Annotated in this window: 19 protein-coding genes; 11 read left to right on the top strand and 8 right to left on the bottom strand. The window is 64.0% G+C overall.

What is annotated here, in order from left to right:
- Positions 1–5 precede the first annotated feature (5 nt).
- The gene (locus IF809_RS00845) at positions 6–1658 is read right to left on the bottom strand and encodes a B12-binding domain-containing radical SAM protein (RefSeq protein ID WP_453979917.1); all 1653 of its coding nucleotides are present in this window, start codon (positions 1656–1658) and stop codon (positions 6–8) included.
- Between the two features lie 293 nt (positions 1659–1951).
- On the opposite strand from IF809_RS00845, the gene IF809_RS00840 reads away from it, so the two are divergent.
- From IF809_RS00840 to IF809_RS00795, 10 genes are all read left to right on the top strand, one after another.
- The gene (locus IF809_RS00840) at positions 1952–2401 is read left to right on the top strand and encodes a (2Fe-2S)-binding protein (protein ID WP_164938816.1); all 450 of its coding nucleotides are present in this window, start codon (positions 1952–1954) and stop codon (positions 2399–2401) included.
- Between the two features lie 11 nt (positions 2402–2412).
- On the top strand, positions 2413–4599 hold the full coding sequence (locus IF809_RS00835; RefSeq protein WP_462836578.1) for a xanthine dehydrogenase family protein molybdopterin-binding subunit: 2187 nt from the start codon (positions 2413–2415) through the stop codon (positions 4597–4599).
- A gap of 45 nt (positions 4600–4644) precedes the next feature.
- Positions 4645–5928 (top strand): FCSD flavin-binding domain-containing protein, encoded by a 1284-nt coding sequence (locus IF809_RS00830; RefSeq protein ID WP_462836577.1) that lies wholly within the window; start codon positions 4645–4647, stop codon positions 5926–5928.
- A 19-nt stretch (positions 5929–5947) separates the two neighbouring features.
- Positions 5948–6370 (top strand): sulfur oxidation c-type cytochrome SoxX, encoded by a 423-nt coding sequence (gene soxX, locus IF809_RS00825; protein ID WP_128969422.1) that lies wholly within the window; start codon positions 5948–5950, stop codon positions 6368–6370.
- An 8-nt stretch (positions 6371–6378) separates the two neighbouring features.
- Entirely contained in the window at positions 6379–6837 is a 459-nt protein-coding gene (locus IF809_RS00820) for a SoxY-related AACIE arm protein (RefSeq protein WP_462836576.1), read from the top strand.
- Entirely contained in the window at positions 6837–7154 is a 318-nt protein-coding gene (soxZ, locus tag IF809_RS00815) for a thiosulfate oxidation carrier complex protein SoxZ (protein WP_453979923.1), read from the top strand. Before IF809_RS00820 ends, soxZ begins: the two co-directional genes overlap by 1 nt.
- On the top strand, positions 7151–7930 hold the full coding sequence (soxA, locus tag IF809_RS00810; RefSeq protein WP_462836575.1) for a sulfur oxidation c-type cytochrome SoxA: 780 nt from the start codon (positions 7151–7153) through the stop codon (positions 7928–7930). The genes soxZ and soxA overlap by 4 nt, the downstream gene beginning before the upstream one ends.
- 75 nt (positions 7931–8005) lie before the next feature.
- On the top strand, positions 8006–9331 hold the full coding sequence (locus IF809_RS00805) for an ABC transporter substrate-binding protein (protein WP_453992269.1): 1326 nt from the start codon (positions 8006–8008) through the stop codon (positions 9329–9331).
- Positions 9328–10266, top strand: a complete 939-nt coding sequence (locus IF809_RS00800; RefSeq protein ID WP_462836574.1) for a carbohydrate ABC transporter permease — start codon at positions 9328–9330, stop codon at positions 10264–10266. Before IF809_RS00805 ends, IF809_RS00800 begins: the two co-directional genes overlap by 4 nt.
- Entirely contained in the window at positions 10263–11087 is an 825-nt protein-coding gene (locus IF809_RS00795; RefSeq protein WP_462836573.1) for a carbohydrate ABC transporter permease, read from the top strand. Before IF809_RS00800 ends, IF809_RS00795 begins: the two co-directional genes overlap by 4 nt.
- A 61-nt stretch (positions 11088–11148) precedes the next feature.
- On the opposite strand, the gene IF809_RS00790 is transcribed toward IF809_RS00795, so the two are convergent.
- The 3 genes from IF809_RS00790 to IF809_RS00780 form a co-directional block, all read right to left on the bottom strand.
- Positions 11149–12801, bottom strand: coding sequence for a regulator (locus tag IF809_RS00790; protein ID WP_128967607.1), 1653 nt, complete (start codon positions 12799–12801; stop codon positions 11149–11151).
- A 10-nt stretch (positions 12802–12811) separates the two neighbouring features.
- Positions 12812–13510, bottom strand: coding sequence for a cysteine hydrolase family protein (locus IF809_RS00785; protein ID WP_128967608.1), 699 nt, complete (start codon positions 13508–13510; stop codon positions 12812–12814).
- A 334-nt stretch (positions 13511–13844) separates the two neighbouring features.
- Positions 13845–14798 (bottom strand): hypothetical protein, encoded by a 954-nt coding sequence (locus IF809_RS00780; RefSeq protein ID WP_453979929.1) that lies wholly within the window; start codon positions 14796–14798, stop codon positions 13845–13847.
- 164 nt (positions 14799–14962) lie between these two features.
- Between IF809_RS00780 and IF809_RS00775 the strand changes: the two genes are divergently transcribed.
- Positions 14963–18439 (top strand): indolepyruvate ferredoxin oxidoreductase family protein, encoded by a 3477-nt coding sequence (locus IF809_RS00775; RefSeq protein WP_462836572.1) that lies wholly within the window; start codon positions 14963–14965, stop codon positions 18437–18439.
- Between the two features lie 139 nt (positions 18440–18578).
- Here IF809_RS00775 and IF809_RS00770 read toward each other — a convergent pair whose 3' ends face one another.
- The 4 genes from IF809_RS00770 to IF809_RS00755 form a co-directional block, all read right to left on the bottom strand.
- On the bottom strand, positions 18579–20309 hold the full coding sequence (locus IF809_RS00770; protein ID WP_462836571.1) for an FAD-dependent oxidoreductase: 1731 nt from the start codon (positions 20307–20309) through the stop codon (positions 18579–18581).
- A 58-nt stretch (positions 20310–20367) separates the two neighbouring features.
- Positions 20368–21387 carry a S1C family serine protease gene (locus IF809_RS00765; RefSeq protein WP_462836570.1) on the bottom strand — a complete coding sequence of 340 codons (1020 nt, stop codon included), beginning with the start codon at positions 21385–21387 and terminating at the stop codon, positions 20368–20370.
- A 92-nt stretch (positions 21388–21479) separates the two neighbouring features.
- Positions 21480–21929: a hypothetical protein gene (locus IF809_RS00760; protein ID WP_462836569.1), complete on the bottom strand. Its 450-nt coding sequence runs from the start codon at positions 21927–21929 to the stop codon at positions 21480–21482.
- 7 nt (positions 21930–21936) lie between these two features.
- Positions 21937–23535 carry a GMC family oxidoreductase gene (locus IF809_RS00755; RefSeq protein WP_462836568.1) on the bottom strand — a complete coding sequence of 533 codons (1599 nt, stop codon included), beginning with the start codon at positions 23533–23535 and terminating at the stop codon, positions 21937–21939.
- Positions 23536–23624: the final 89 nt, after the last annotated feature.

The raw sequence follows: 23624 nt of genomic DNA, 5'->3' as shown, positions 1-23624 counted from the left end.
GGGTGTCAGGCCAGATTTCGTGCCGCGGTCGCGCCATCGGCAAGGACCGGAACAGGCATTTGCTCGTCGAGCGCGGCGAGGCGCGCGTCGATGGCATCGATGACCTTGCGCGAGAACGGGCCGAGATGCGCATAGGCTGCGATCATCTGCACTGCGATCCGCGCCGACGAGGTGTCGCGCTTGGCACAGTTCATGAAAGTCTGCCAGAGCGGCCCCCGTGCCTCGGGAATCGCGGTGACCACGCGGTGCACGGTCTCCATCGCACCAACCCGCGCGCGGATGTCGCCGTCGGCGAGCTCATGGCGCTGCCTCGAACGGTCGAGCAAGGTCATCAACTTGTCGACACGGCCTGCATAGGCGGCCGGGCTGTAGATCCGTTCCAGCACGTTCCTGTAGTCCGTCAGTATCTCGCGCAGCGGCCGCACCGGATCGAAATTGATACCGCCGGTGCATTGGTCGCCGCCAGTCGTCGAGGCAAGATCGTGATCGGGATGCAGACGACCTTCCTTGGCCAGACGCCGCGTGAGCTGCGTGTTCGGCAAGGCATAGAGCAGGCCGACCATGGCGACGGGGATCGCGGCCTCCTCGATGAAGTCGACCATGGCATCCGCCATCGAGACCTTTTCATTGTCGAAGCCGACGATGAAACCCGCGGTGACGAGCATGCCGGCGGCATAGATCTTGTGGATGCTTTCGGCGATGTTGCGCCGCGTGTTCTGCTTCTTGCGCATTGCGACCAGCGTCGCAGGATCCGGACTTTCGATGCCGACGAAAATGCCGAAGAAATTCGCCGCCCCCATCAGCTCCAGCAATTCAGGATCGTCAGCCAGATTCACCGAGGCCTCGGTCGACAGCTCGAAAGGATAGCCGTGTGCGCGCTGCCACTCGGCCAATTGGGGCAGGAACTGGCGCAGCGACTTCTTGTTGCCGATGAAATTGTCGTCGACGAAGTCGAGATGGCCGCGATAGCCCATCTGGTAGAGCCGCTCGAGCTCGACGAACATCTGCTCGGTCGTCTTGGTGCGCGGCACACGGCCATAGAGCTCGATGATGTCGCAGAACTCGCAGGTGAACGGACATCCCCGCGAATATTGCACACCGAGATAGAGGTAGTCCTCGAACCTCAGCAGGTCGAACCGGGGCACCGGCGTCTTGGTGACATCGGCCTGGAATTTCGGCGCCGTGAAGACGCCCGAGCGCTTCCCGCTGTCCCAGGCGGCAATGAACTCGTCGATGACGCCTTCGGCTTCGCCGAGCACCTGGAAGTCGGCCTTCTCATAGATGTGAGGGCTTGACGTCGGATCCGGCCCGCCGACCACCACCGGCTTGCCCGCCGCGCGGCACTTGTCGATCAGCCGCAGCGTATCGGCCTGCTGCGGCAGCATGCCGCCGGTGAAGACCACGTCGGCCCAGGCGAGATCCTCATCGCAAAAAGGCTGCGTGTTGCAGTCGATGAGCTTGACCGTCCAGCTCTCCGGCAACATCGCCGCGACGGTGATCAGCCCCAGCGGCGCGGCAGGGCGCCGCACACCCATCAGCTTGCAGGACTCGCCAAAACTCCAGAAGGACTCCGCGGTGAACAGCGGATAGAGCATGAGCACGTTGCAGGGCTGCGGCACGTTTACGGAACTCCCAGGGAACTTTCGAATGCTTGCCATCACTCTAGCAAAGCAGCGCAGCCTTGCACCCCAGTAAAAGGGACAAGCTGTCGCGCGTCGCTGGCGTCCGGACGTCGCGCCAGGCCATGCTGCTGGCGTTCAGGGAGAGGGCGCGACCATGCTATTCGGGAGACTTTCAGAAAGCGCCATAACACCTCCCGCCTCACAATCTTCCCGCAGCCGCGATAATTCTTCGAGGACAACCCTCAGACTCTTGATTTGAACAGTTCCAGTTGGCCGGACAGATTGCGCCGCTGAGTCCATCGGTGGATGGGCCAATCAGGGGACTTGCGATGGCAAACCTAACAATCAACGGAAAAACCTTCATCCTCGACGTCGAGCCGGACACTCCGCTCCTTTGGGCAATCCGCGAGAATGCGGGCCTGACCGGCACCAAATACGGCTGCGGCATTGCACAATGCGGCGCCTGCACCGTGCACGTGGACGGTATAGCCACCCGCTCCTGCGGCATTTCGGTAGCCGAGGCCGAGGGCAAGAAGATCACCACGATCGAAGGGCTCGCCTCCGGCGCTACGCTGCACAAGGTACAACAGGCCTGGATCGCCAAGGACGTCCCGCAATGCGGCTATTGCCAGAGCGGCATGATCATGGCCGTGGCGGCCTTGCTGAACGAGAAACCGAAGCCGACCGACGCCGATATCGACGAGGCCATCACCAATATCTGCCGCTGCGGCACCTTCCAGCAGGTGCGCGAAGCGATCCACACGATCGCAAGCGCGTAAGGAGCCGGCACATGAACAAGCATGTTTCTCCCAGGATAAACCGCCGCGCTTTCGTGATCGGCACCGCCGCTGTCGGCGCCGGCCTCGCCGTCGGTCTCGATATCCCGTTCGGCGGCCCCGCCGTGGTGCGCGCGGCCGACGGCTCGCCCGAGGTCAATGCCTGGGTCGTGGTCAGGCCCGACGACACCGTGGTGATCCGCATTGCCCGCTCCGAAATGGGCCAGGGCTCGCTCACCGGCCTCGCCCAGCTCGTCGCCGAGGAGCTGGAATGCGACTGGTCGAAAGTCACAACCGAATATCCGACTCCTGGTCAGAGCGTCGCTCGCAAGCGCGCCTGGGGCGATTTCTCGACCGGCGGCAGCCGTGGCATCCGCTCCTCGCAGGACTATGTCCGCAAGGGCGGTGCAACTGCCCGCGTGATGCTGATCGAGGCCGCCGCGAATGAGTGGAAGGTTCCAGCCTCGGAGTGCACCGTCGCCAGGGGCGTCATCACCCATAAGGCGTCGGGCCGGACCACGACCTACGGCAAGGTCGCCGAGGCCGCGGCAAAGCTGACCCCGCCGGCCGACGTCAAGCTAAAGGATCCGAAGGACTGGACGATCGTCGGCAAAGGCTTGCTGCGGCTCGACACGGCCGACAAGACCACCGGCGCGATGGTCTACGGCATCGACTTCAAGCTGCCCGGCATGCTGAACGCCGCGATCAAGGATTGCCCGGTGTTCGGCGGCAAGGTGAAGAGTTTTGACGATACCAAGATCGCCGGCATGAAAGGTGTCAAGAAGGTCGTCAAGGTCGGCGATTCCGCGGTCGCGGTCGTCGCCGACACCTGGTGGCACGCCAAGACCGCGCTGGAAACACTGCCGATCGTCTGGGACGAAGGCGACAACGCCAAGGTCTCGAGCGAGACGATTGCGAAATGGCTCGCCGAGGGCCTCGACGATGCGCAACCAGCTTTCGTCGGCAACAAGAACGGTGATGCAAAGGCGGCGATCGCCGGCGCGGCAAAGAAGATCGAGGCCGTCTACAACTATCCGTACCAGAACCACGCCACCATGGAGCCGATGAACGCCACCGCGCTCTATACAGCGGACAAGTGCGAAGTCTGGTGCGGCACGCAGAACGGCGAGGCGGCCTTCGCGGCAGTGCTGGAGGTCTCGGGCCTGCCGGCGGAGAAGTGCGACGTGCACAAGCTGATGCTCGGCGGCGGCTTCGGCCGGCGCGGCACGACGGACTACGTTCGCCAGGCCGTCGCGATCGCCAAGCAGATGCCGGGCACGCCGATCAAGCTGTTGTGGTCACGCGAAGAAGATATGACGCACGGAAAGTATCACCCGGTCACCCAGTGCAGGATGACAGGCGCGTTCGATGCCAACAACAATCTGATCGCGCTGCACTACCGGCTATCGGGACAGTCGATCCTGTTCTCGGTGCGTCCCGAAGCGCTGCAGAACGGCATGGACCCGGCGGCCTTCCAAGGCGTGGCGCAATCCGGCGAGGCCGCATTCGGCTACGCGGTGCCGAACCTGCTCATCGAGCATTCGATGCGTAACCCGCACGTTCCGCCCGGCTTCTGGCGCGGCGTGAACGTCAATCACAACGCGATCTACATGGAATGCTTCATGGACGAGCTCGCCCATGAAGCGGGCCAGGATCCGCTCGAGTTCCGCCGCAAGCTGATGGGCAATCACCCCAAGCATCTGGCGGTGCTCAATGCCGTGGCCGAGAGGATCGGCTGGGACAAGCCGGCGCCGCAGGGCGTCTATCGCGGCATCGCGCAGGTGATGGGCTATGGCAGCTATGTCGCCGGCGCCGCCGAAATCTCGGTGACGGACGGCAACAAGATCAAGGTGCATCGCATCGTCGCCTCCACCGATCCCGGTTACGTCGTCAATCCGGCACAGGTTGAGCGGCAGATCGCCGGCTCCTTCGTCTATGGCCTCTCGGCGCTGTTCTACGGCGGCTGCACGGTCAAGGATGGTCGCATCGAGCAGACCAACTTCGATAGCTACAACTCGATGCGCATCAACGAAATGCCGAAGGTCGAGGCGGTGATGGTGCCAAGCGGCGGATTCTGGGGCGGCGTCGGCGAACCGACCATCGGCGTCGCCGCGCCGGCGGTGCTCAACGCCTATTTCGCGGCGACCGGCAAGCGCATTCGATCGGTCCCGCTGCGCGACCAGAACATCACCTTTGCCTGAGAAACGCCGCGGCGGCCATCATGGCCGCCGCGGCATCTTGCCTGGATGATCCTGATGAGCATGCGACCGGTGACACGGCGAAGTGCCGTGCTCGGTATCACCGCTACGGCCGCGACCTTGGCGCGGCCACAGGTCTTGCGCGCGCAGTCGACGGGCCGCGTCGTCGTGGTCGGTGGCGGCTTTGGCGGAGCGGCCTGTGCTCGCGCGCTCAAGCGCGCGCAAGCCGACCTGCAGGTCATCCTGATCGAACCCGATGTGGTCTTCACCGCCTGCCCCTTCAGCAGCGAGGTAATCGCGGGCCTGCGCGACATCGAAGCTCAACAGTTCAGCCATGACAAGCTCGCGGCCGAGGGCCTGACCATCGTCGGCCAGGCCGTGACCACGATCGAGCCGCAACAGCGCAGCGTCCTGACGGCTGATGGCGTCGCGCTACCCTATGACCGTCTCGTGCTCTCGCCCGGCATCGATTTCAATTTTCAAGCCTTGCCGGGCTATGACGAGATCACATCGGAAAAGATGCCGCACGCCTGGAAGGCGGGGGCGCAGACGCTGCTGCTGCGCCGGCAGTTGGAGGCGATGGGCGATGGCGGCACGGTCGCCATGGCGATCCCTGCCAATCCCTCCCGTTGTCCGCCCGCGCCCTACGAGCGCGCCAGCCTGATCGCCCACTATTTGAAAACGAACAAGCCGCGCTCGAAAGTCCTCATCCTCGATGCCAAGGACAATTTCCCGCAGCAGCGGCTGTTCGAGAAAGCATGGAAGGAGCTCTATGGCGACATGATCGAGCGCATCGGCCTGTCTCAAGGTGGCCGCGTGACATCCGTCGATGGTTCGACCAAGACCATCGTCACGGAGTTCGGCAATTACACCCCTGACGTCGCCAACGTCATCCCACCACAGCGCGCCGGCCACATTGCCGCGGTCGCGGGCGCCGTGGATGCCACCGGCTGGTGCCCGATCGATCCCGTGACCTTCGAGTCAAAGCTCGTCAAGAACGTCCACATCATCGGCGACGCGTGCCTTGGCGGCGGCATCCCCAAGTCGGCATCGGCGGCAAGCGCGCAAGGCAAGGCTTGCGCCGCTGCGATCGTCGCCTTGCTCGGCGGCCGCGCGCCGGAAACACCGCGGCTCACCGGCGTCTGCTACAACATCGTGGCGCCCGGCTATGGTTTCTCGCTTGCCGGCAATTACCAGCCTAAAGGCGATATCTTCGCCGAGGTCGAGGGCGGAGCGACAAGCCCGGTCGATGCGCCGCGCGAACTGCGCGCCCGCGAAGCGGCTGAGGCCGAACACTGGTTTCAAACCATCACGGCGGACACCTTTGGCTAGATCCGACCTTTACATCGCCGTGCTGCTGGTCGGTCTCGCGTTCATCTCCGATACGCACGCGGAAGGACTCGTGCCTTACAAAATCACAGCTGACGGCATTGCGGAATCGCTTACCGGTGCGCCCGGCGACGCCGCGCGTGGACGCGCGCTGGTGGTCGCACGCACCACCACCTGCATCCTCTGTCATTCCGGCCCCTTCCCGGAAACGCGGTTCCAGGGCGACCTCGCGCCTGATCTCGCCGGTGCCGGGAACCGCTGGACGGTGAGCCAGTTGCGACTTCGGCTGGTTGACGCCGCGCGGTTCAACCCGCAGACCATCATGCCCTCCTATTATCGAAACGACGGGCTGGTGCGGGTTGGGCGTACTTTCGCCGGCAAGCCGATATTGTCCGCCGCGGAGATCGAGGACATCGTGGCTTTTCTCGCAACGCTTCGGGACTAGGACCGTTCATGCGAACGACGCGACGACAATTCCTGAGCCTTGCCGGCGGGGTTACGGTCATTCCGATCGTCACCCTGCGGCCGGTCGAGGCGACGCCAGCGATGCTCAACAGCGCGATCCGCAACGTCGTTGGCGAAGCGCCCATTCGCAGCGGCAGGATCAAGCTCGACATTCCACCGCTGGTCGAGAACGGCAACACGGTGCCGATGACGGTGAGCATCGCAAGCCCGATGACGGCGACCGAGTACGTCAAGAGCATTCACATCTTCAACGAGAAGAACCCGCAGCCGAACATCGGTAATTTCTATCTCACTCCCGCCTCCGGCCGCGCCCAGGTCTCGACCCGGATCCGGCTCGCCGACACCCAGAAGGTGGTCGCGATTGCGCGCCTCTCCGACGACACCTTCTGGCAAGTTGCCGTCGACGTCGTCGTCACCCTGGCCGCCTGCACCGAGGAGATGAACTGATGGCTGCGCTCATCAACGTTCCGGCGAAAGCCAAGCGCGGCGACATCATCGAAATCCGCACGCTGACCTCGCACATCATGGAAACCGGTTTCCGCCACACCATGGACGGCGCCTTGGTGCCGCGTGACATCATCACGAGCTTCACATGCCGCTACAACGGCACCGAGATCTTTCGCGCCGATCTGTTTCCGGCCATCGCGGCCAATCCTTATTTGTCGTTCTTTACGGTCGCCAAAGAGAGCGGCAAGTTCGAGTTCGAATGGATCGGCGATAACGGCTATTCGTCCACCGCATCGGCATCGATCACGGTCGAATGATATTCCGGCGCGCGATAGCAGTGGCGGCACTTCTTGCCACGGCCCCGGCCCTGCTTGCAGGAGAAATCCCGCCTGATGCACGTCGCTCCGGCTATTCCTTCATGGGGTCTGACACCCGCGCCATGCAGGATGACGACACGTCCAATCCGGGCATGCTGTTCGTGCTCGACGGCGAAGCACTGTGGACGAAGAAGGAAGGCAGCGCAGACAAGGCCTGCGCGGATTGTCACGGCGATGCCAAGAGCAGCATGAAAGGGATCGCGGCACGCTACCCCGCCTTCGACAAGGCATTGGGCCGTCCCGTTACGCTCGACCAGCGCATCAATCTCTGTCGAGCCAATCATCAACACGCCCCGCCGCTGCCTTTTGAGAGCCACGACATCCTCGCGCTGTCCGCATTCGTCGCCCACCAATCGCGCGGCATCGCGATCACGGCAGGGGACGCCCCGGAGGCAAAACCTTTTGTCGAACAGGGCCGCCATCTCTTCATGGAGCGTGAAGGTCAGCTCAACCTGGCCTGCGTAAATTGTCACGACGACAACTTCGACAGGCATCTCGCGGGCTCGCCGATCACGCAAGGGCAACCGACCGGCTATCCGATCTATCGGCTGGAATGGCAGACTCTGGGATCGCTGGAGCGGCGCCTGCGAAGCTGCATGAGCGGTGTTCGCGCCCAGGCCTATGATTATGGCGCGCCCGAACTGGTTGCGCTCGAGCTCTATCTGATGTCGCGGGCCCGCGGAATGCCGATGGAAACGCCGGCAGTGCGACCGTAGCGGCCAAATTAGGACTAGGCAGGCGCGGAACGGCCGCTAGTATCCCCCCAAAACGAGTCACAGGGAGGGACTGAAGTGGCTGACCACAAAATCTCGCGCCGTACGCTTTTGACGGGCACTGCGGCGGCTGGCGCGCTCAGCTTGACAGGATTGCCCGCGCGCGCCGAGGTGAACTGGAAGAAGTATGCCGGGACCAAGCTGGAGGTGATCCTCGCCAAGGGACCACGCGGCGACAATCTGCAGAAATACGTCAAGGAGTTCACCGAGCTCACCGGCATCCAGGTCGAATCCGAGCAGATCCCCGAGCAGCAGCAGCGGCAGAAATGCGTGATCGAGCTGACCTCGGGACGACCGAGCTTCGATGTCGTCCATCTCAGCTATCACGTGCAGAAGCGGCAATTCGAGAAGGCCGGCTGGCTCGCCGACTTGACGCCCTTCATGAAGGATCCGACGCTGACCGCGCCTGATCTTGTCGAGAGCGATTTCTCGGCCGCCGGCCTGCAATACGCCAAGAATGACAAGGGCCAGATGCTGTCGCTACCCTGGTCGGTCGACTATTTCATCCTCTACTACAACAAGGAGCTGTTCCAGAAGAAGGGCGTCGCGGTCCCGAAGACCCTCGATGAAATGGTCGCCGCTGCCGAAAAGCTCACCGATCCGAAGGAAGGCACCTTCGGCTTCGTCGGGCGCGGCTTGCGCAACGCCAACATGACATTGTGGACCAACTTCTTCCTCGACTATGGCGGCGAATTCCTCGATGCCAAGGGCAACATCCTGACCGACGGCCCCGAAGCGATCGCTGCGACAAAACTCTATCAAACGCTGTTGACGAAAGTCGCCCCACCCGGCGTCGCCGGCTTCAACTGGATGGAGTCCATGGCCTCGTTCACGCAAGGACGCTCGGCGATGTGGATCGACGGCGTCGGCTGGGCGCCGCCGCTGGAGGATCCCGCAGCCTCGCGCGTGGTCGGCAAGGTCGGCTACACCGTCGTACCCGCCGGACCAAAGGGACAATATTCGGCCACCTACGGTGACGGCGTCGGCATTCCAGCTGCCAGCAAGAACAAGGAAGCCGCCTACCTGCTGTGCCAGTGGATGGTCTCGAAGCAGCAAGGCGCCCGGCTGTTGCAGGCCGGCGGCGGCGTGCCGTTCCGCAACTCGATCCTGAACGATCCTGAAATCCAGAAGGGCGTGAAGATGCCCAAGGAATGGCTGCAATCGGTGATCGACTCCGCCAAGATCAGCAAGCTCGGCCTTCCCGTCGTGATCCCGGTCGCGGAATTCCGCGACATCGTCGGCGCGGCGCTCACCGCGACATTGTCGGGCGCCGATCCCGCCACCGAGTTGAAGAAGGCCAACGACCAATACCGGCCGATCCTGGAGCGTAGCGAAAAGGCGTGAGTGCGTTGACACAGGCGACTCCGGGCGCGGTAGAGTCTGGTGCCGCGCCGGAGAAGGAATTGCGGCCACCGTCCTATTGGCCGTTCGTGGTGCCGGCGCTGGTCGTTGTACTCGCGATCATCATCTTCCCGTGGGTCTTCACCATCTGGATGAGCCTGAACGAGTGGAAGGTCGGCTCGCCGACCACCTTCGTCGGGTTCTCCAACTATTTGCGGCTGACCAGCGATCCCCGCTTCATCGAAGCCATCGGGCATACGCTTGTCTATACCGTGCTGTCCGTGCTGCTGCCGCTCGCGTTCGGCACATTCGCAGCTGTGGTCTTTCACCAGAAATTCGTCGGGCGCGGCTTCCTGCGCGGCATCTTCATCATGCCGATGATGGCGACGCCTGTCGCGATCGCACTGGTCTGGACCATGATGTTCCACCCGCAGCTCGGCGTGCTGAACTACCTGCTCTCGCTGGTCGGCATTCCCGCGCAGCTCTGGGTGTTTCATCCGGCGACAGTGATCCCCTCGCTGGTGCTGGTCGAAACCTGGCAATGGACGCCGCTGGTGATGCTGATCGTGCTGGGCGGGCTCGCCGCGATCCCGACCGAGCCCTATGAGAGCGCGCAGATCGACGGCGCCAGCCTGTGGCAAGTGTTCCGTTTCATTACCCTGCCGCTGATCACGCCGTTCCTGTTCATCGCCGGCATGATCCGCATGATCGACGCGGTCAAGAGCTTCGACATCATCTTCGCAATCACCCAGGGCGGACCGGGCTCGGCGTCGGAGACGATCAACATCTATCTCTACAGCGTCGCCTTCACCTATTACGACCTTGGCTACGGTTCGGCGATCGCGGTGGTGTTCTTCCTCCTGATCGTCGCCCTCGCGGCCCTGATGCTCTACATGCGCCAGCGCATGCTGTGGAGCGAGATGGCGAGCGACGCATGACCGTAAAGCAAATCATCAGCAGGATGAGCCTGTGGTTCGCGGTGCTCGTCATCGTATCGCCGGCCATCCTGTTCTTCCTCTGGATGCTGTCGCTGTCGCTCAAGTTCGAGGTCGACAACGCCGCCTACCCGCCCGTGTTCATTCCCGAGCATGTCGCCTGGAAGAACTATGCCGACGTGCTCGCCTCCAACCGCTTCGTGACCTATTTCTTCAACAGCCTGATCGTCACCGGGGGCGCGACTGCACTTGCGCTAATGGTCGGCGTTCCCGCCGGCTACGGCATCGCACGCATGGCCGCGCACAAATCCGCGATCGTGATCCTGATCGCCCGTATCACGCCCGGCCTGTCCTATTTGATCCCGCTGTTCCTGCTGTTCCAGTGGCTCGGCCTGCTCGGCACGCTGGTGCCGCAGATCATCATCCATCTCGTGGTGACGGTGCCGATCGTGATCTGGATCATGATCGGCTATTTCGAGACGACGCCGTTGGAACTGGAAGAAGCCGCCCTCATCGACGGTGCAGGCCGCTGGCAGGTGTTCCGGCACGTCGCGCTGCCGATCGCCAAGCCCGGCATCGCCGTCGCGTTCATCCTGTCCGTAATCTTCTCCTGGAACAATTTTGTGTTCGGCATCGTGCTGGCGGGACGGGAGACCCGCACCCTGCCCGTCGCCGTCTACAACATGATCTCGTTCGACCAGCTGAGCTGGGGCCCGCTCGCCGCGGCCGCACTGATCGTCACCCTCCCGGTGCTGCTGCTGACGGTGTTCGCGCAGCGGCAGATCGTGGCCGGGCTGACGGCGGGGGCCGTCAAGGGCGGGTAGTCACACCTGAAATTGAAATGGCCGACCCACACAAGGAAACCGGCCATTTCTTGAAATTGGCCTACTCCGCCGGTGCGGCGTGCATCTCCGGATGCGCGGCATAATGCTCGGTGGCGCCGAGCTTGCTCGCCGCGAACAGGCCCGCGGCCATCACGGCGTAGGCGAACGCCACCGCGGGCGTCACGCCAAAGCCGCCGCCGAGGCCGACAGCTTCGCCGTGCATGAAACCGAAGTAAGTCAGCACGGCACCGACCAGTGCGAAGGCCGACGCCTTTTCGAAATCGCGCTCGATGATGAAGACACCGATCGCCCCCAGAATGAGACCGCCGAGGATGGAGCCGCCGCCCATCACCTCGAGGCCGTGATAGAACACGCCCTGCTGGGGCAGCGCGGCGATCGCAGCAGCCTTGACGGCGTCGACCTTGTCGGCGGCGAGGCCTCCGACACTGGTCGCGGCCATCATGGTCGAGCCAAGCATGGTGTCGATCTGGAGCTTGGCCCAGGCGGCGAGGTGCGGCGTCAGCGCCAGCACGATCGCGGGCGCGTGCTTGACCGGCGTTGTCTGGAACGCCTGCGCGCCGATCAGCATGCCGATGTAGAGCAGGATCGGCGAAATCGCGACGACAGGCACCAAGGCCAGCAGCACCGAGATGATGCCGAACCAAGCCAGCACCACCACCATGATCCCGGTCGCGGCCGAATAGCCGATGCGTCCTCCCATCGCCTTCCAGCCGGGATGGCCGATATAGACGGCGTTGATGAAGGGATTGCCCATCATGCAGCCGATCAGGCTGACGACGCCATCGGCGGTGAGCACGCGCGTGGTCGGATATTCGTCGCCGGCCGCCTCCGCGCTCTCGACGTTGTCCATGGCCTCGACCAGATCATAGATGCCGAACGGAATGGCGGTGACGAGGATAACACCGAGGAATTCGAAGCCCGAGAAGACGTAGCCGACAGCGGGAAGCGGCACCGAGAAGCCGAAATTGGCGAAGGCTGCGCCGACACCCGCGACGCTCAACCCGCCGAGACCAAGCCCGAACAGGTTCGAGCCCCAGGCGATGATCATGCCCGCTGCGATGGCGACGAGACCTGCGGGAATGCCCTTCGGATACTTTACGCCGCCGAACCAGCTCACCAGGATGATGGCGAAGCAGACGAGGCCAATCTGCGGCGTCATGTACATCTCGAGCGCCGGCCGCATCGAGATGAAGGTGACGGAGACGCCGGCAAGCGTGCCAAGCAGCGCCGCGCGCGGCGTGATCTTGCGGATGAACGGCGCGATGAAGCCGCCGATCATCAGGATGAAGCTCTGGAAGAACACCCAGACGAGGCCGGCCGACCACCCCTTCAGCGGATCGCCGGTCTTGAGCGTGATCGGCAGCATGATCACGAAGGTGACGATGAACATGTGCGGCACGCTGACGCCAGACGGCAGCGCGCAGACGTCGCTGCGGCCGGTCTTCTGCGCGAGGCGATAGGCGAGGTAAGCGTAGTAGAAGGTGGAAAGGCACATCATCAGCCCCAGCGCGGGCAGGATGCGGCCGAACACGAGGCTGTCAGGCATCTTCAGGACGAAGCGCAGCAGGCCCGTGAGCACCAGCATGTTGACGAGGATGTTGGTGCCGAAGCCGAAAAACGCGTTCCAGTCGCCCGATGTCCATAACGCCGGCTGAAAAGCGGACTTGCCGGCCGTCCCCGTCGATGTGCTCATGATAACGCCCCTATGTGATCGAAACTTTCATCGCCTCCAGAACTGCGGCGGAGTCTGCGACCCAGCCGAAGATGCCGCCCTGGGCCTTGATCATCTTCAGGCCCATCTCGTGAAACTCGGGGAAATAGGATGCGCAACCGTCCGAGACGACGACGCAGCGATAGCCGCGATCATTCGCCTCGCGCACGGTGGTGTTCACGCACACTTCGGTGGTGACGCCGCACACCAGCAGGTTTTCGATGCCGTAATTCCCGAGCACTTCCGCAAGTTCGGTGGCGTAGAACGCGCCCTTGCCGGGCTTGTCGATCACGACCTCGCTGTCGAGCGGATAGAGCTCGGGGATGATGTCGTGGCCGGCTTCGCCGCGGATCAGAATGCGCCCCATCGGGCCGGGATCGCCAATGCGCAACGACGGCGCGCCGCGCTCGACTTTTGCAGGCGGCGCATCGGAAAGATCGGGCAGATGGCCCTCGCGGGTGTGGATCACCAGCATGCCGGTGTCGCGTGCCGCCTTAAGCACCGCGCCGATCGGCTTCACTGCGCGCGCAAGCTGGCTGACATCGTTGCCGAGGGTCTCGCCGAAGCCGCCGGGCTCCATGAAGTCGCGCTGCATATCGATGATGAGGAGCGCGGTAGCGGCCCAGTCGAGCTTGATCGGCTCGGGCTCGGCATTGATGACGCCCAGTGTCGGCTTGGCTGAGTTCAACATGACGCCCCTCGCGAGAACTCTCTTTGCCAGGAGTTCTGCAAGCGGCGTGCCATTGTGTACAATCGCGGAGCCGAACAGGCCGCGGTGAAATTTGCTGTTTGGTCAGAAGTTTACGCTAGCAATCGGCACCTGCTTATTCAATGTGCGACCGCTTTGCGACGTGCATCTGCTTAAAGGATGAGCGGCGGTCGCGCACTCTCCACCCGTCATTCCGGCGCGCGACGAAGTCGCGAGCCCGGAATCCATACTCCCGATCGTGGTTATGGATTCCGGGCTCGACGCTTCGCGTCGCCCCGGAATGACGAGCGGAGTAAGTGGGCGAAGCGCGTTCCCACTACCGCCCGGCCCCATAGAGCCGCCCATACTCCTCCTCATACGGCGCATAAGAGTCCTTCAGCGTCGCCATGTTGAGCAGCATCGTCGCCACCACCGCGCCCGCCTTGTCGAACACGCGCGTCTTCACCCAGGCGCTCTCGGTGCGGCGGCTGCCTGAGAGCATTACCACTTCGCGCTCGACCTCATACTCCTCGTCGACGAAGAGCGGCCCCTTCACCAGACGGATCTCCTGGTCAGCAAAGAGGCCGACAGCGGGTCCCTTCGCCGGCAACGGATCGTCCTTGGAGCGGTACTGAAACAGCACGCTCAGCATCTCCATAGGGATGATCGGCTTGCTCCAAGGATTCTCGCTGCTCGAATAATAGGGCGAGTTCTCGGTGATCACGGCGAGCTTCTGCCGCAGCGAGAAGGGATAGAGGTCACCCATGTTCTGGTCGAACGCCATCCGCACCGTCTGTCGCTTGCTGGTGTGGGCCACCTGCACGTCGCGCAGGATCACGGGATCGGCGAGCGGCTTGAGTTCGGAGAGGCGCGTCTCGAGCGCGGTCGCGACCTGTGCATCGCCGACGGAGGCCGTGCCGCGCAGCACCTCGGTGCCGTCGCGCTTCACCATCTGGATTTGGCACTGGCCCGTTCCGGGCAAAGGTTTTGACAGGATCGCCTGCACCTCCTCGCCCTCATAGCACACGCTGCGATAATGCGCGGAGAGACAGCCGCTCTCGAACCAGGCCTGTCCCCACAGCCGCGCGCCGAGCGGGGCGAACTGGCTGAAATGCGTCGGTCCCTCGATGGTGCCGCCCTTGAAGCCGAGCTTCTGCGCGGTGGTATCGTCGTGGATGGAGGCATGCGCGTCGTAAACCTGCGCGTGCAGCATCTGGCGCGGCTGACGCCACGGCCCGATCAGGGCCTCGGTTGTCTCGACGATCTCGGTATCGAACGCTCTTGCAGTCATAGGCTCCTCCACAGGCAGCCATGACTAGCAGGCCCGCCACGGATGCGGCCAGCGATATTGACTTCGGGGCTGCATGCTTTTGACTGGCAACATCCGCTTCGCAGATCGCCCGTCTTTCCGCGGCGCAAAATTCCCCACCGGACACGACGACAAGGACTCTTGAAATGACGCTGTTGCAGGTCGAGCTGGACGACAAATACCGGCTCGAATCGAAGCGGATATTCCTGTCCGGTACGCAGGCCCTGGTCCGCTTGCCCATGCTGCAGCGCGAACGCGACCGGCTCCAGGGGCTCAACACCGGCGGCTTCATCTCCGGCTATCGCGGCTCCCCGCTCGGCATGTACGACCACGCGCTGTGGCGCGCCAAGTCGCATCTACAGCAGCACGACATCGCTTTCGTGCCCGGCCTGAACGAAGACCTGGCGGCCACCGCGGTCTGGGGCAGCCAGCAGGTCGGCCTGTTCCCGGGCGCCAAGGTCGATGGCGTATTCGGCATCTGGTACGGCAAGGGCCCCGGCGTCGATCGCTCGGTCGACGCTCTCAAGCATGCCAATGCGGCCGGCACCTCGCGCAACGGCGGCGTGCTGGCGCTCGCGGGCGACGACCACGGCTGTCAGTCCTCGACGCTGGCGCATCAGAGCGAGCAGGTGTTCGCCGCAGCGCTGATCCCCGTGATCAATCCGGCAACGCTGCAGGATTATCTCGATCTCGGCCTCTACGGTTTCGCGCTGTCGCGCTTCTCCGGCTGCTGGGTCGGTTTCAAGGCGATCAGCGAAACAGTGGAGAGCTCGGCCTCGATTGATAGCGATCCTGAACGTATCCAGATCACGCTGCCCGAGGATTTCGAGATGCCGCCCGGCGGCCTCAACATCCGCTGGCCCGATCCGCCGCTGGAGGCCGAGAAGCGCCTGTTCGGTCCGAAGATGGAAGCGGTGCAGGCCTTCGCGCGCGCCAACCGGCTCGACCGCATCGTGCTCGATTCCAAGCCGGCCCGGCTCGGCATCATCGCAACCGGAAAGGCTTACCTCGATCTGCGCCAGGCGCTCGCCGACTTGGGCATTATCGACAAGGACGCGCAGGACCTGGGCTTGCGCATCTACAAGGTGGCCCTGACTTGGCCCCTGGAGGAAAGCGGGGCAAAGCGTTTCGCCGAAGGTCTTCAGGACGTGCTGGTTGTCGAGGAGAAGCGCGGCTTCATCGAAGACCAACTGATGCGCATCCTCTACAACATCGATGCATCGAGGCGCCCGACCGTCACCGGGAAACGTGACGAGCGCGGCGCGCCATTGCTGCCGAGCGAGGGCGAACTGACGCCGACCATCGTTGCTGGTGCGCTGGTGGCGCGCCTGCGCAAGCTCGGCCATCACAGCCCGCTGCTGGAGCAGCGCCTCGCCCGGCTCGAGGCCTTCGACCATCCCGTCACGTCAAATGCGCCGATCAAGCTCGCACGCACGCCGTTTTTCTGCTCGGGCTGTCCGCACAACACCTCGACACGCGTGCCCGAGGGCAGCCGTGCCATGGCGGGCATCGGCTGCCACGGCATGGCCCTGAGCATGCCGACCCGTCGCACCGATCTGATCTCGCATATGGGCGCCGAGGGCGTGAACTGGATCGGCCAGTCGCCATTCACGAGCGAGAAGCACATCTTCCAGAATCTCGGCGACGGCACCTACACCCATTCCGGGCTCCTGGCCCTCCGTGCGGCATCGGCCGCCGGCATCAACATCACCTACAAGATCCTCTACAACGACGCCGTCGCGATGACCGGCGGCCAGCCCGCGGAGGGCGCCTTCAACGTCGCGCAGATCGCGCATCAGGTCTGGGCCGAGGGCGTCAAGCGGCTCGCGATCGTCTCCGACGATCCCAGCAAATACCCTGACGGCAATTACTTCCCGCAGGGCGCGACCATCCATCACCGCCGCGAGCTCGACGCCGTGCAGCGCGAGCTGCGCGACATCGAGGGCCTCACCGTCATCATTTACGACCAGACCTGCGCTGCGGAAAAGCGACGGCGCCGCAAGCGCGGGCTCTATCCGGATCCCGCCAAGCGCGCGTTCATCAACGAGCTCGTCTGCGAAGGCTGCGGCGATTGCTCGCAGGCCTCCAATTGCGTCTCGGTGCAGCCGCTCGAGACCGAGTTCGGCCGCAAGCGCCAGATCGACCAGTCCAACTGCAACAAGGACTTTTCCTGCGTCGAAGGTTTTTGTCCAAGCTTTGTCACCGTCCACGGCGGCAGCCTGAAGCGCATGAAGACCTCGGCAGTCGATTCCGGCCAGCTGTTCGCCGATTTGCCGCTGCCGCCCACGCGTGAACTGGACAGCCCCTACAACATCCTCGTCACCGGCATCGGCGGCACCGGCGTCATCACCATCGGCGCCCTGCTCGGCATGGCCGCCCATGTCGACGGCCGCGGCTGCTCGGCGCTGGACTTCACCGGCCTGTCGCAGAAGAACGGCGCGGTGATGAGCCATGTGCGCATCGCGCCGAAGCCGGAGGACATCTCCGCCGTTCGCATCACCACGGGCGGTGCCGACGTCATCCTCGGCTGCGACATGATCGTCTCGGCCGGCCCGAGCGCGCTCAGCCGCGCCGAGCGCGGTGTGACCAAGGCCTATATCAACGCCGACCTGCAGCCGACGGCGAGCTTCGTGCAAAATCCGGATCTCGATTTCGAGATGGGCACGATGCAGACCGTGTTGCGTGACGCGGTCGGCGACAAGAACCTCGACATCATCGACGCCACGGGCATTGCCGCGGCGCTGCTGGGCGACAGCATCGCCACCAATCCGTTCATGCTCGGCTTCGCTTTCCAGAAGGGCGCGATCCCGCTGTCTCTGGAAGCGCTGCTGCGCGCCATCGAGATCAACGGTGCGGCGATCGAGATGAACAAACTTGCCTTCACCTGGGGCCGCCTCGCTGCCCACGATATGTCGCGGGTGCGCAGCGTGCTGCAGTTCAAGAGCCGGGCCTCTGCGCCGACCAAATCGCTCGACGACATCATCGCGACGCGCGCCGAGTTCCTGACGCGCTACCAGGACAAGGCCTATGCCGACCGCTACCTCGCGGTCATCGCCAAGGTACGCAAGGCGGAAGCGGCCGCCTCGCCCGCGTCCACGGAGCTGACCGAGGCGGTCGCGAAGAACCTGTTCAAGCTGATGTCCTACAAGGACGAGTACGAGGTCGCGCGGCTCTACACCGATGGCAGCTTTACTAAAAAGGTGTCGGAGAAGTTCGACGGCGACTTCACGCTGAAGTACCATCTGGCCCCACCGATTTTCGCAAAGCGCGACAAGGCGACGGGACGGCTGCAAAAGCAGGAGTTCGGCGGCTGGATGATCCATGCCTTCCGCATTCTCGCCAAGTTGAAGTTCCTGCGTGGCAGCACGCTCGATCCGTTCGGCCGCACCGAAGAGCGGCGGATGGAGCGCAAGCTGATCCAGGACTACCTTGGCATGATCGATCAGCGGACCGCCGCATTGAAGGCTGAGCAGATCCCGCTGCTGGCGCGTCTCGCCCGTGTGCCGGAGACGATCCGTGGATTCGGCCACGTCAAGGAAGCCAACGTGAAACTGGCGGCCGCCGAGACGGCGCGGCTGGAAGCGGAGCTGGAGAACAGCCGCTTTGCAGCGGCGGCGGAGTGACGAGCCACAACCACACACTCCGTGTCATCGCCCGGCGAAGACCGGGCGATCCAGTACTCCGAGACGGTTGTGGTTGAACTGAGAAGGCGCGGCGTACTGGATGCCCCGCCTTCGCGGGGCATGACAGCGGTGGGAGTGCTTAGACCGGCGTTGTAGCCGCGCTTGCCGTCACCGACGTCATCGCGCCCTCCGCCAGATGCCGCCCCGCGATATACCCGAACGTCAGGGCCGGCCCGAGCATGATTCCCGGCCCCGGACAATTCCCGTTCATGATCGAACCCATGTCGTTGCCACAGGCATAAAGCCCCGCGATCGGTGTACCGTCCTCGCGCAGTACGCGCGCCTGCGCATCGACCTTCATGCCAATCGCGGTACCGATATCCGCCGGATAGATGCGCATCGCGAAGAACGGTGGACCAACGATCGGCGCGACGCACGGATTTGGCTTGTGTGCGGCATCGCCGAGGTGGCGCTGGTAAATGTTGCTGCCGCGGCCGAATTCGGGATCGCGCCCCTCCTTCGCACCGGAATTGTAACTTGCAATGGTCGCCGTGAGCACTGCCGGCTTGATGCCGATCCTGGCGGCAAGCCCTGCGATGTCGCGCGCCTCGATCAGCTCACCGGCCGCCACGTAGCGCCACACATTGTGCGTGAACGGCTTGATGCGGCCGAGACCGTAACGCCAAAGGAACTGACGATCACAGATCAGATGGAACGGCCGATTCGGCTCCCCATCGAGGTCGCGCAGCATGGCGAGCACGAACTCATGATACGGCAACGCCTCGTTGACGAAGCGCCGGCCGGCGGCATTGACGGCGATCACACCGGGCTTGGCGCGGTCCGTCACCGTATGCGGAAACACGCCGCGGCTGCCGTCGGCACGGCGGAACAATGAGGCCGGCACCCAATAGGCCGGGCTTGTTGCGTCCATGTTGAGCGCCGCGCCGATAGCGGTCGCAAGGCGGAGCCCATCACCGGTAATTGACGTGTTAGCTGCCGAGACGACGCCGGCAGCCGTCGGGAAAAAGCGTTTGCGCAAGATCGCATCATGCGAGAAGCCGCCGGTCGCGATCACCACGCCGCGCCGCGCCGCAATCGAACGATCGCGTGACCCGTGGCGAATGACCACACCACCGACGCGATCGCCCTGCATCGACAAATCCTCGACGTCGGCGCTGAACAGGACCTCCACCTGCCGCGCCAGCAGCGAGGCATAGAGCCGGGCCGCGAGCGCGTTGCCGAGATGCAGCGTCGTGCCGCGCGAACTGCCCAGCCGCTGCAATGCGTATTCGCAGATGAGCCGCGCCGCGCGCAAGGTCGAACGAAGCGACTTTCCGATCCGGCGCAGATGCGGGATGTCGAGCCGGTCGACCATCATCCCGCCGAACAGCGTGAATTCCGGCAGCGGCGCGCGCAGACGTGAAAAATGCGCGCCGAGCTTCGTGCCATCGAATGCAACCGGCTCCAGCACGCGCCCGCCTGATGTTGCGCCCAGCCGCTCCGGAAAATAGTCAGGACAGGCTTTCACCGGCTGGAGGCGCACCTCCGTCTTGCCTTCGAGATAGGCGACCGCCTCCGGCCCACGCGCAAGAAAGGCCGCGCGCAAGCCTGCATTGGCGGTCTCAGGCACCGTGCTTGATAGATACTGGACGGCATCGGTGATGCTGTCGGAGAGCCCTGCCTCCTGCATTTTAGGATTGGCGGGGATCCAGACCATTCCGTCAGACCACGCCGTTGTGCCGCCGACAAAGGCGGTCTTCTCGATCACCAGCACACGCAGGCCTTCCGCGGCAGCGACAACGGCCGCTGTCATGCCACCGGCACCGGCGCCGATGACAATGACATCGTAAGTCTCCTGGGCCGGCATCATGCGGCAAAGGTCCGGAGGCGAGGCATGACACCGTCATACCCCGCCTGCGAGCTCACAGCTAGCGCTGCGGCTTCCGCTCGATCGGATCGATGTCGATCGCGCGCAGGCGGCCGAGCCGCAGCACGTCCATCGCGAGCCGCCGCCCGATCCGGTCGCGGTCGAGCACCCGGATCAGATCGTCGACGCCGTTGATCTCGACGCCATCCAGCCTGATTACGACGTCACCGGGCAACAGGCCGGCCTTGGCCGCAGGGCCATCCGGCTCGATCTGCATCAGCAGCGCGCCCATCTTGTTCTCGACGCCGGCCAGCACTGCGTGCCGCCGCGGGACCGGTGCGGTCTGGCCGGCGACGCCGATAAAGGCGCGGCGGACGTAGCCGTGGCGAATGATCTCCGACAGCACGAATTGCGCAGTGTTGCTGGCGACCGCGAAGCAGATGCCCTGCGCGCCGTTGATGATGGCCGTGTTGATGCCGATCACCTCCGCATTCGACGACACCAGCGGCCCACCGGAATTGCCGGGATTGAGCGCGGCGTCGGTCTGGATCACGTCCTCGATGGTGCGCCCGCTGACCGACCGGATCGAGCGGCCCAGCGCGGAGACCACGCCGGCAGTCACAGTCGATTCGAAGCCGAGCGGATTGCCGATCGCGATCACGAGCTGGCCACGCCGCAAACTCTTGGAATTGCCGAGCGCAGCATAGGGCAGATCGCGCACGCCGTTGGCGCGCAGCAACGCCAGATCCGTGTCGGGATCGACGCCGAGCACCCGGGCATCCCCGACATTGCCCTCGACATCCCGCAGCCGGATCTCCTTGGAGGCGCCGACCACATGGCTGTTGGTGAGCACGAGCCCATCAGGCGAGATCACGATGCCCGAGCCGAGCCCACCGCGCTCACGGCCGTTCGGCGTCTTTGGCCCGGTCTCGACGCGCACGACGGCGGGACCGACGCGGTCGGTCACGTCGATCACGGCATTGGAATAGGCGTCCAGCAGGGCCCGGTCGTCGACCGGGGCAGCCGCTGTCGTTCGCGATGACACGGCGTCACCGGCGATATCCGAGGTAAAATCCAGCATGGTAGGAGTCCTTGAGGCTCACACAAATGGTGGCCTGTTCCCCCTCACGCAAGTGCCCGGCCGGGGAGGCTGGGGCTGGACTGCCCAGGTGGCTAGGGCGCCCGCCGCAGCCTGCCCCCTCTTGCCTTGACCGGATCAAGCAGCGACCAGTCGCCATCCGGGAGCACGTGGCCCTTGGGGAACGGCGCTCGCAGCTCCAGCCCGAGCGAGCGCAGCACGCGGTCGTCGCGATAGTAGCATTGCAGGACCACGCGGACGAGCGTCGCGGCCGCTGCGCCGCCGTGCTTGCGAAACTCTTGCGCTACGGCATGGCGTCTGGCGGCATCGAGCTCCGCAATCGGCTGCCCTGCCAGCCGCGCCAGATGATCCAGCGCCGCCGACACCAGTTTGAGATCGCGACCGAGCGTCGCCAGCATATCGGCCTGGATCGCGGGATCATCGGCGCCGGGCACCTTGTACTCGTCGCTGGGCGGCACGATCATCCCGGCGATGGTTCGGAGATCGTCGCGTTGGGTCCGCGTGAGTTGAAGACTTTCGGACATGACGGCCTCAGTCGAACAAATTGGCGAGGCGCTGCTTCATCTGGTCAGCGATGTAGAGCGCAAGGGCCTGGATGGTGGAGGTCGGATTGACGCCACCCGAGGTGACGAAGATGCTGCCGTCGACGATGAAGAGGTTCTTGACGTCGTGCGCGCGGCCCCATTCGTTGACGACGGATTTTTTGGGATCGGTGCCCATCCGCGCAGTGCCGAGCAGATGCCAGCCGCCCCAGGGAATCGGAGAGTTGATACAGATGTCGGTCGCGCCCGCCATCTCCAGCACCTCTGTGCCGCGAGCGAGCGCGTGTTCCATCATCTTCCGGCTGTTATCGGAGATCGTGTAATCGATCTTCGGCGCGGGGATACCGTGGCTGTCCTTCAGCACGGGATCGAGCGTGACCTGGTTGTGCTCCTCCGGTAGATCCTCACAGATCGCGGAGAACCCGAGCCGGTGACCATTGAGCTTGCGGAAGACACGGTGATGATCCTCGCCCCACGGCAAAATGCCTTTCTGCTCGCTGACGACCGCCTCGAACACCGGCCCGGCGCCGCGCACGAACTGCACTCCGTAACCGCGCACGAAACCGCGCGACAAATCCGTGTCGTACCACTGCTTGCTCCACAGGCAGGTCGGCGGCGCGCGATTGGAGTCGGTCGGCTCCTTCACATAGCCGTAGATCTGCGCATAGGGATGGAACATCAAGTTCTTGCCCACGAGGCCGGATGAATTGGCAAGCCCATTCGGAAAGCGGTCGGATTTCGAATTGAGCAGCAGCCGCGGCGTGCCGACGCCGTTGCATGCGATGATGACGACATGCGCCGGCTGGAACTGCTCGACGCCATCCTTGTCGTAATAGATCACGCCGGAGGCCATGCCGTTCTCGTCGGAGGTGATCTCGCGTACCCGGCAATGCGTGCGCAGCTCGACGCCGGCGCGGATCGCATGCGGCCAATAGGTGATGTCGGTGGAAGACTTCGCGCCCTGCGCGCAGGCGGGCGTGCAATGGCCGAGATTGATGCAGCGGGCACGGCCTTCATAGTCCATGGTGGCGACCGTCGTGTCCGACGGCCACCAGTGCCAGCCGAGCTTGTTCATGGCCTTGCCGATGATCGCGCCGGACAGGCCGAGCGGCTGCTGCGGCATCGGCGGATGCGTCAGCGGCGAGAGCGGGTCGCCTGACAGGCCCGACGTCCCCATCATCCGGTCGTTCTCTTCGAAGAACGGCGTCAGCGCGTCGTAGTCGATCGGCCAGTCGTCTGCGACGCCGTCGAGAGTCTTCACCTTGAAATCGGAGGGATGCAGCCGCGGCCAGTGGGCGGTGTACATCACGGTCGAGCCGCCAACGGCGTTATAGTTCACGACCTTGATCGGCGAATTGTCGTCGTTAACAGGATAATCCTCGGGACGGCCGCGAACGTTGGGGCTGGACGACCATTCGCCGAAGAATTTGGCTTCCCAGTCCCGCCCTGTGCTCGGATATTCCGCCGGGTTCATCCAGCCGCCCTGCTCCAGGCAGAGGATGTGCATCTTGGTCTCGGCCAGCGACCAGGCCACAGCCGCGCCCGAAGCGCCGGCGCCGATGATCAGGACGTCCACAGGGTCTTTCATCAAACCTTCTTCCTCCCGCCCTCGCCGCTTCCCGGGCGATTCGGCCATCACGGCTTGCAAAGCCCGAGAACGATAGGGGCAGACCGGCG

This window comes from Bradyrhizobium sp. UFLA06-24 (assembly GCF_054967145.1).
Note: the sequence above shows the minus strand (reverse complement) of the source record. Positions and strands in the feature narration are given on the sequence as shown.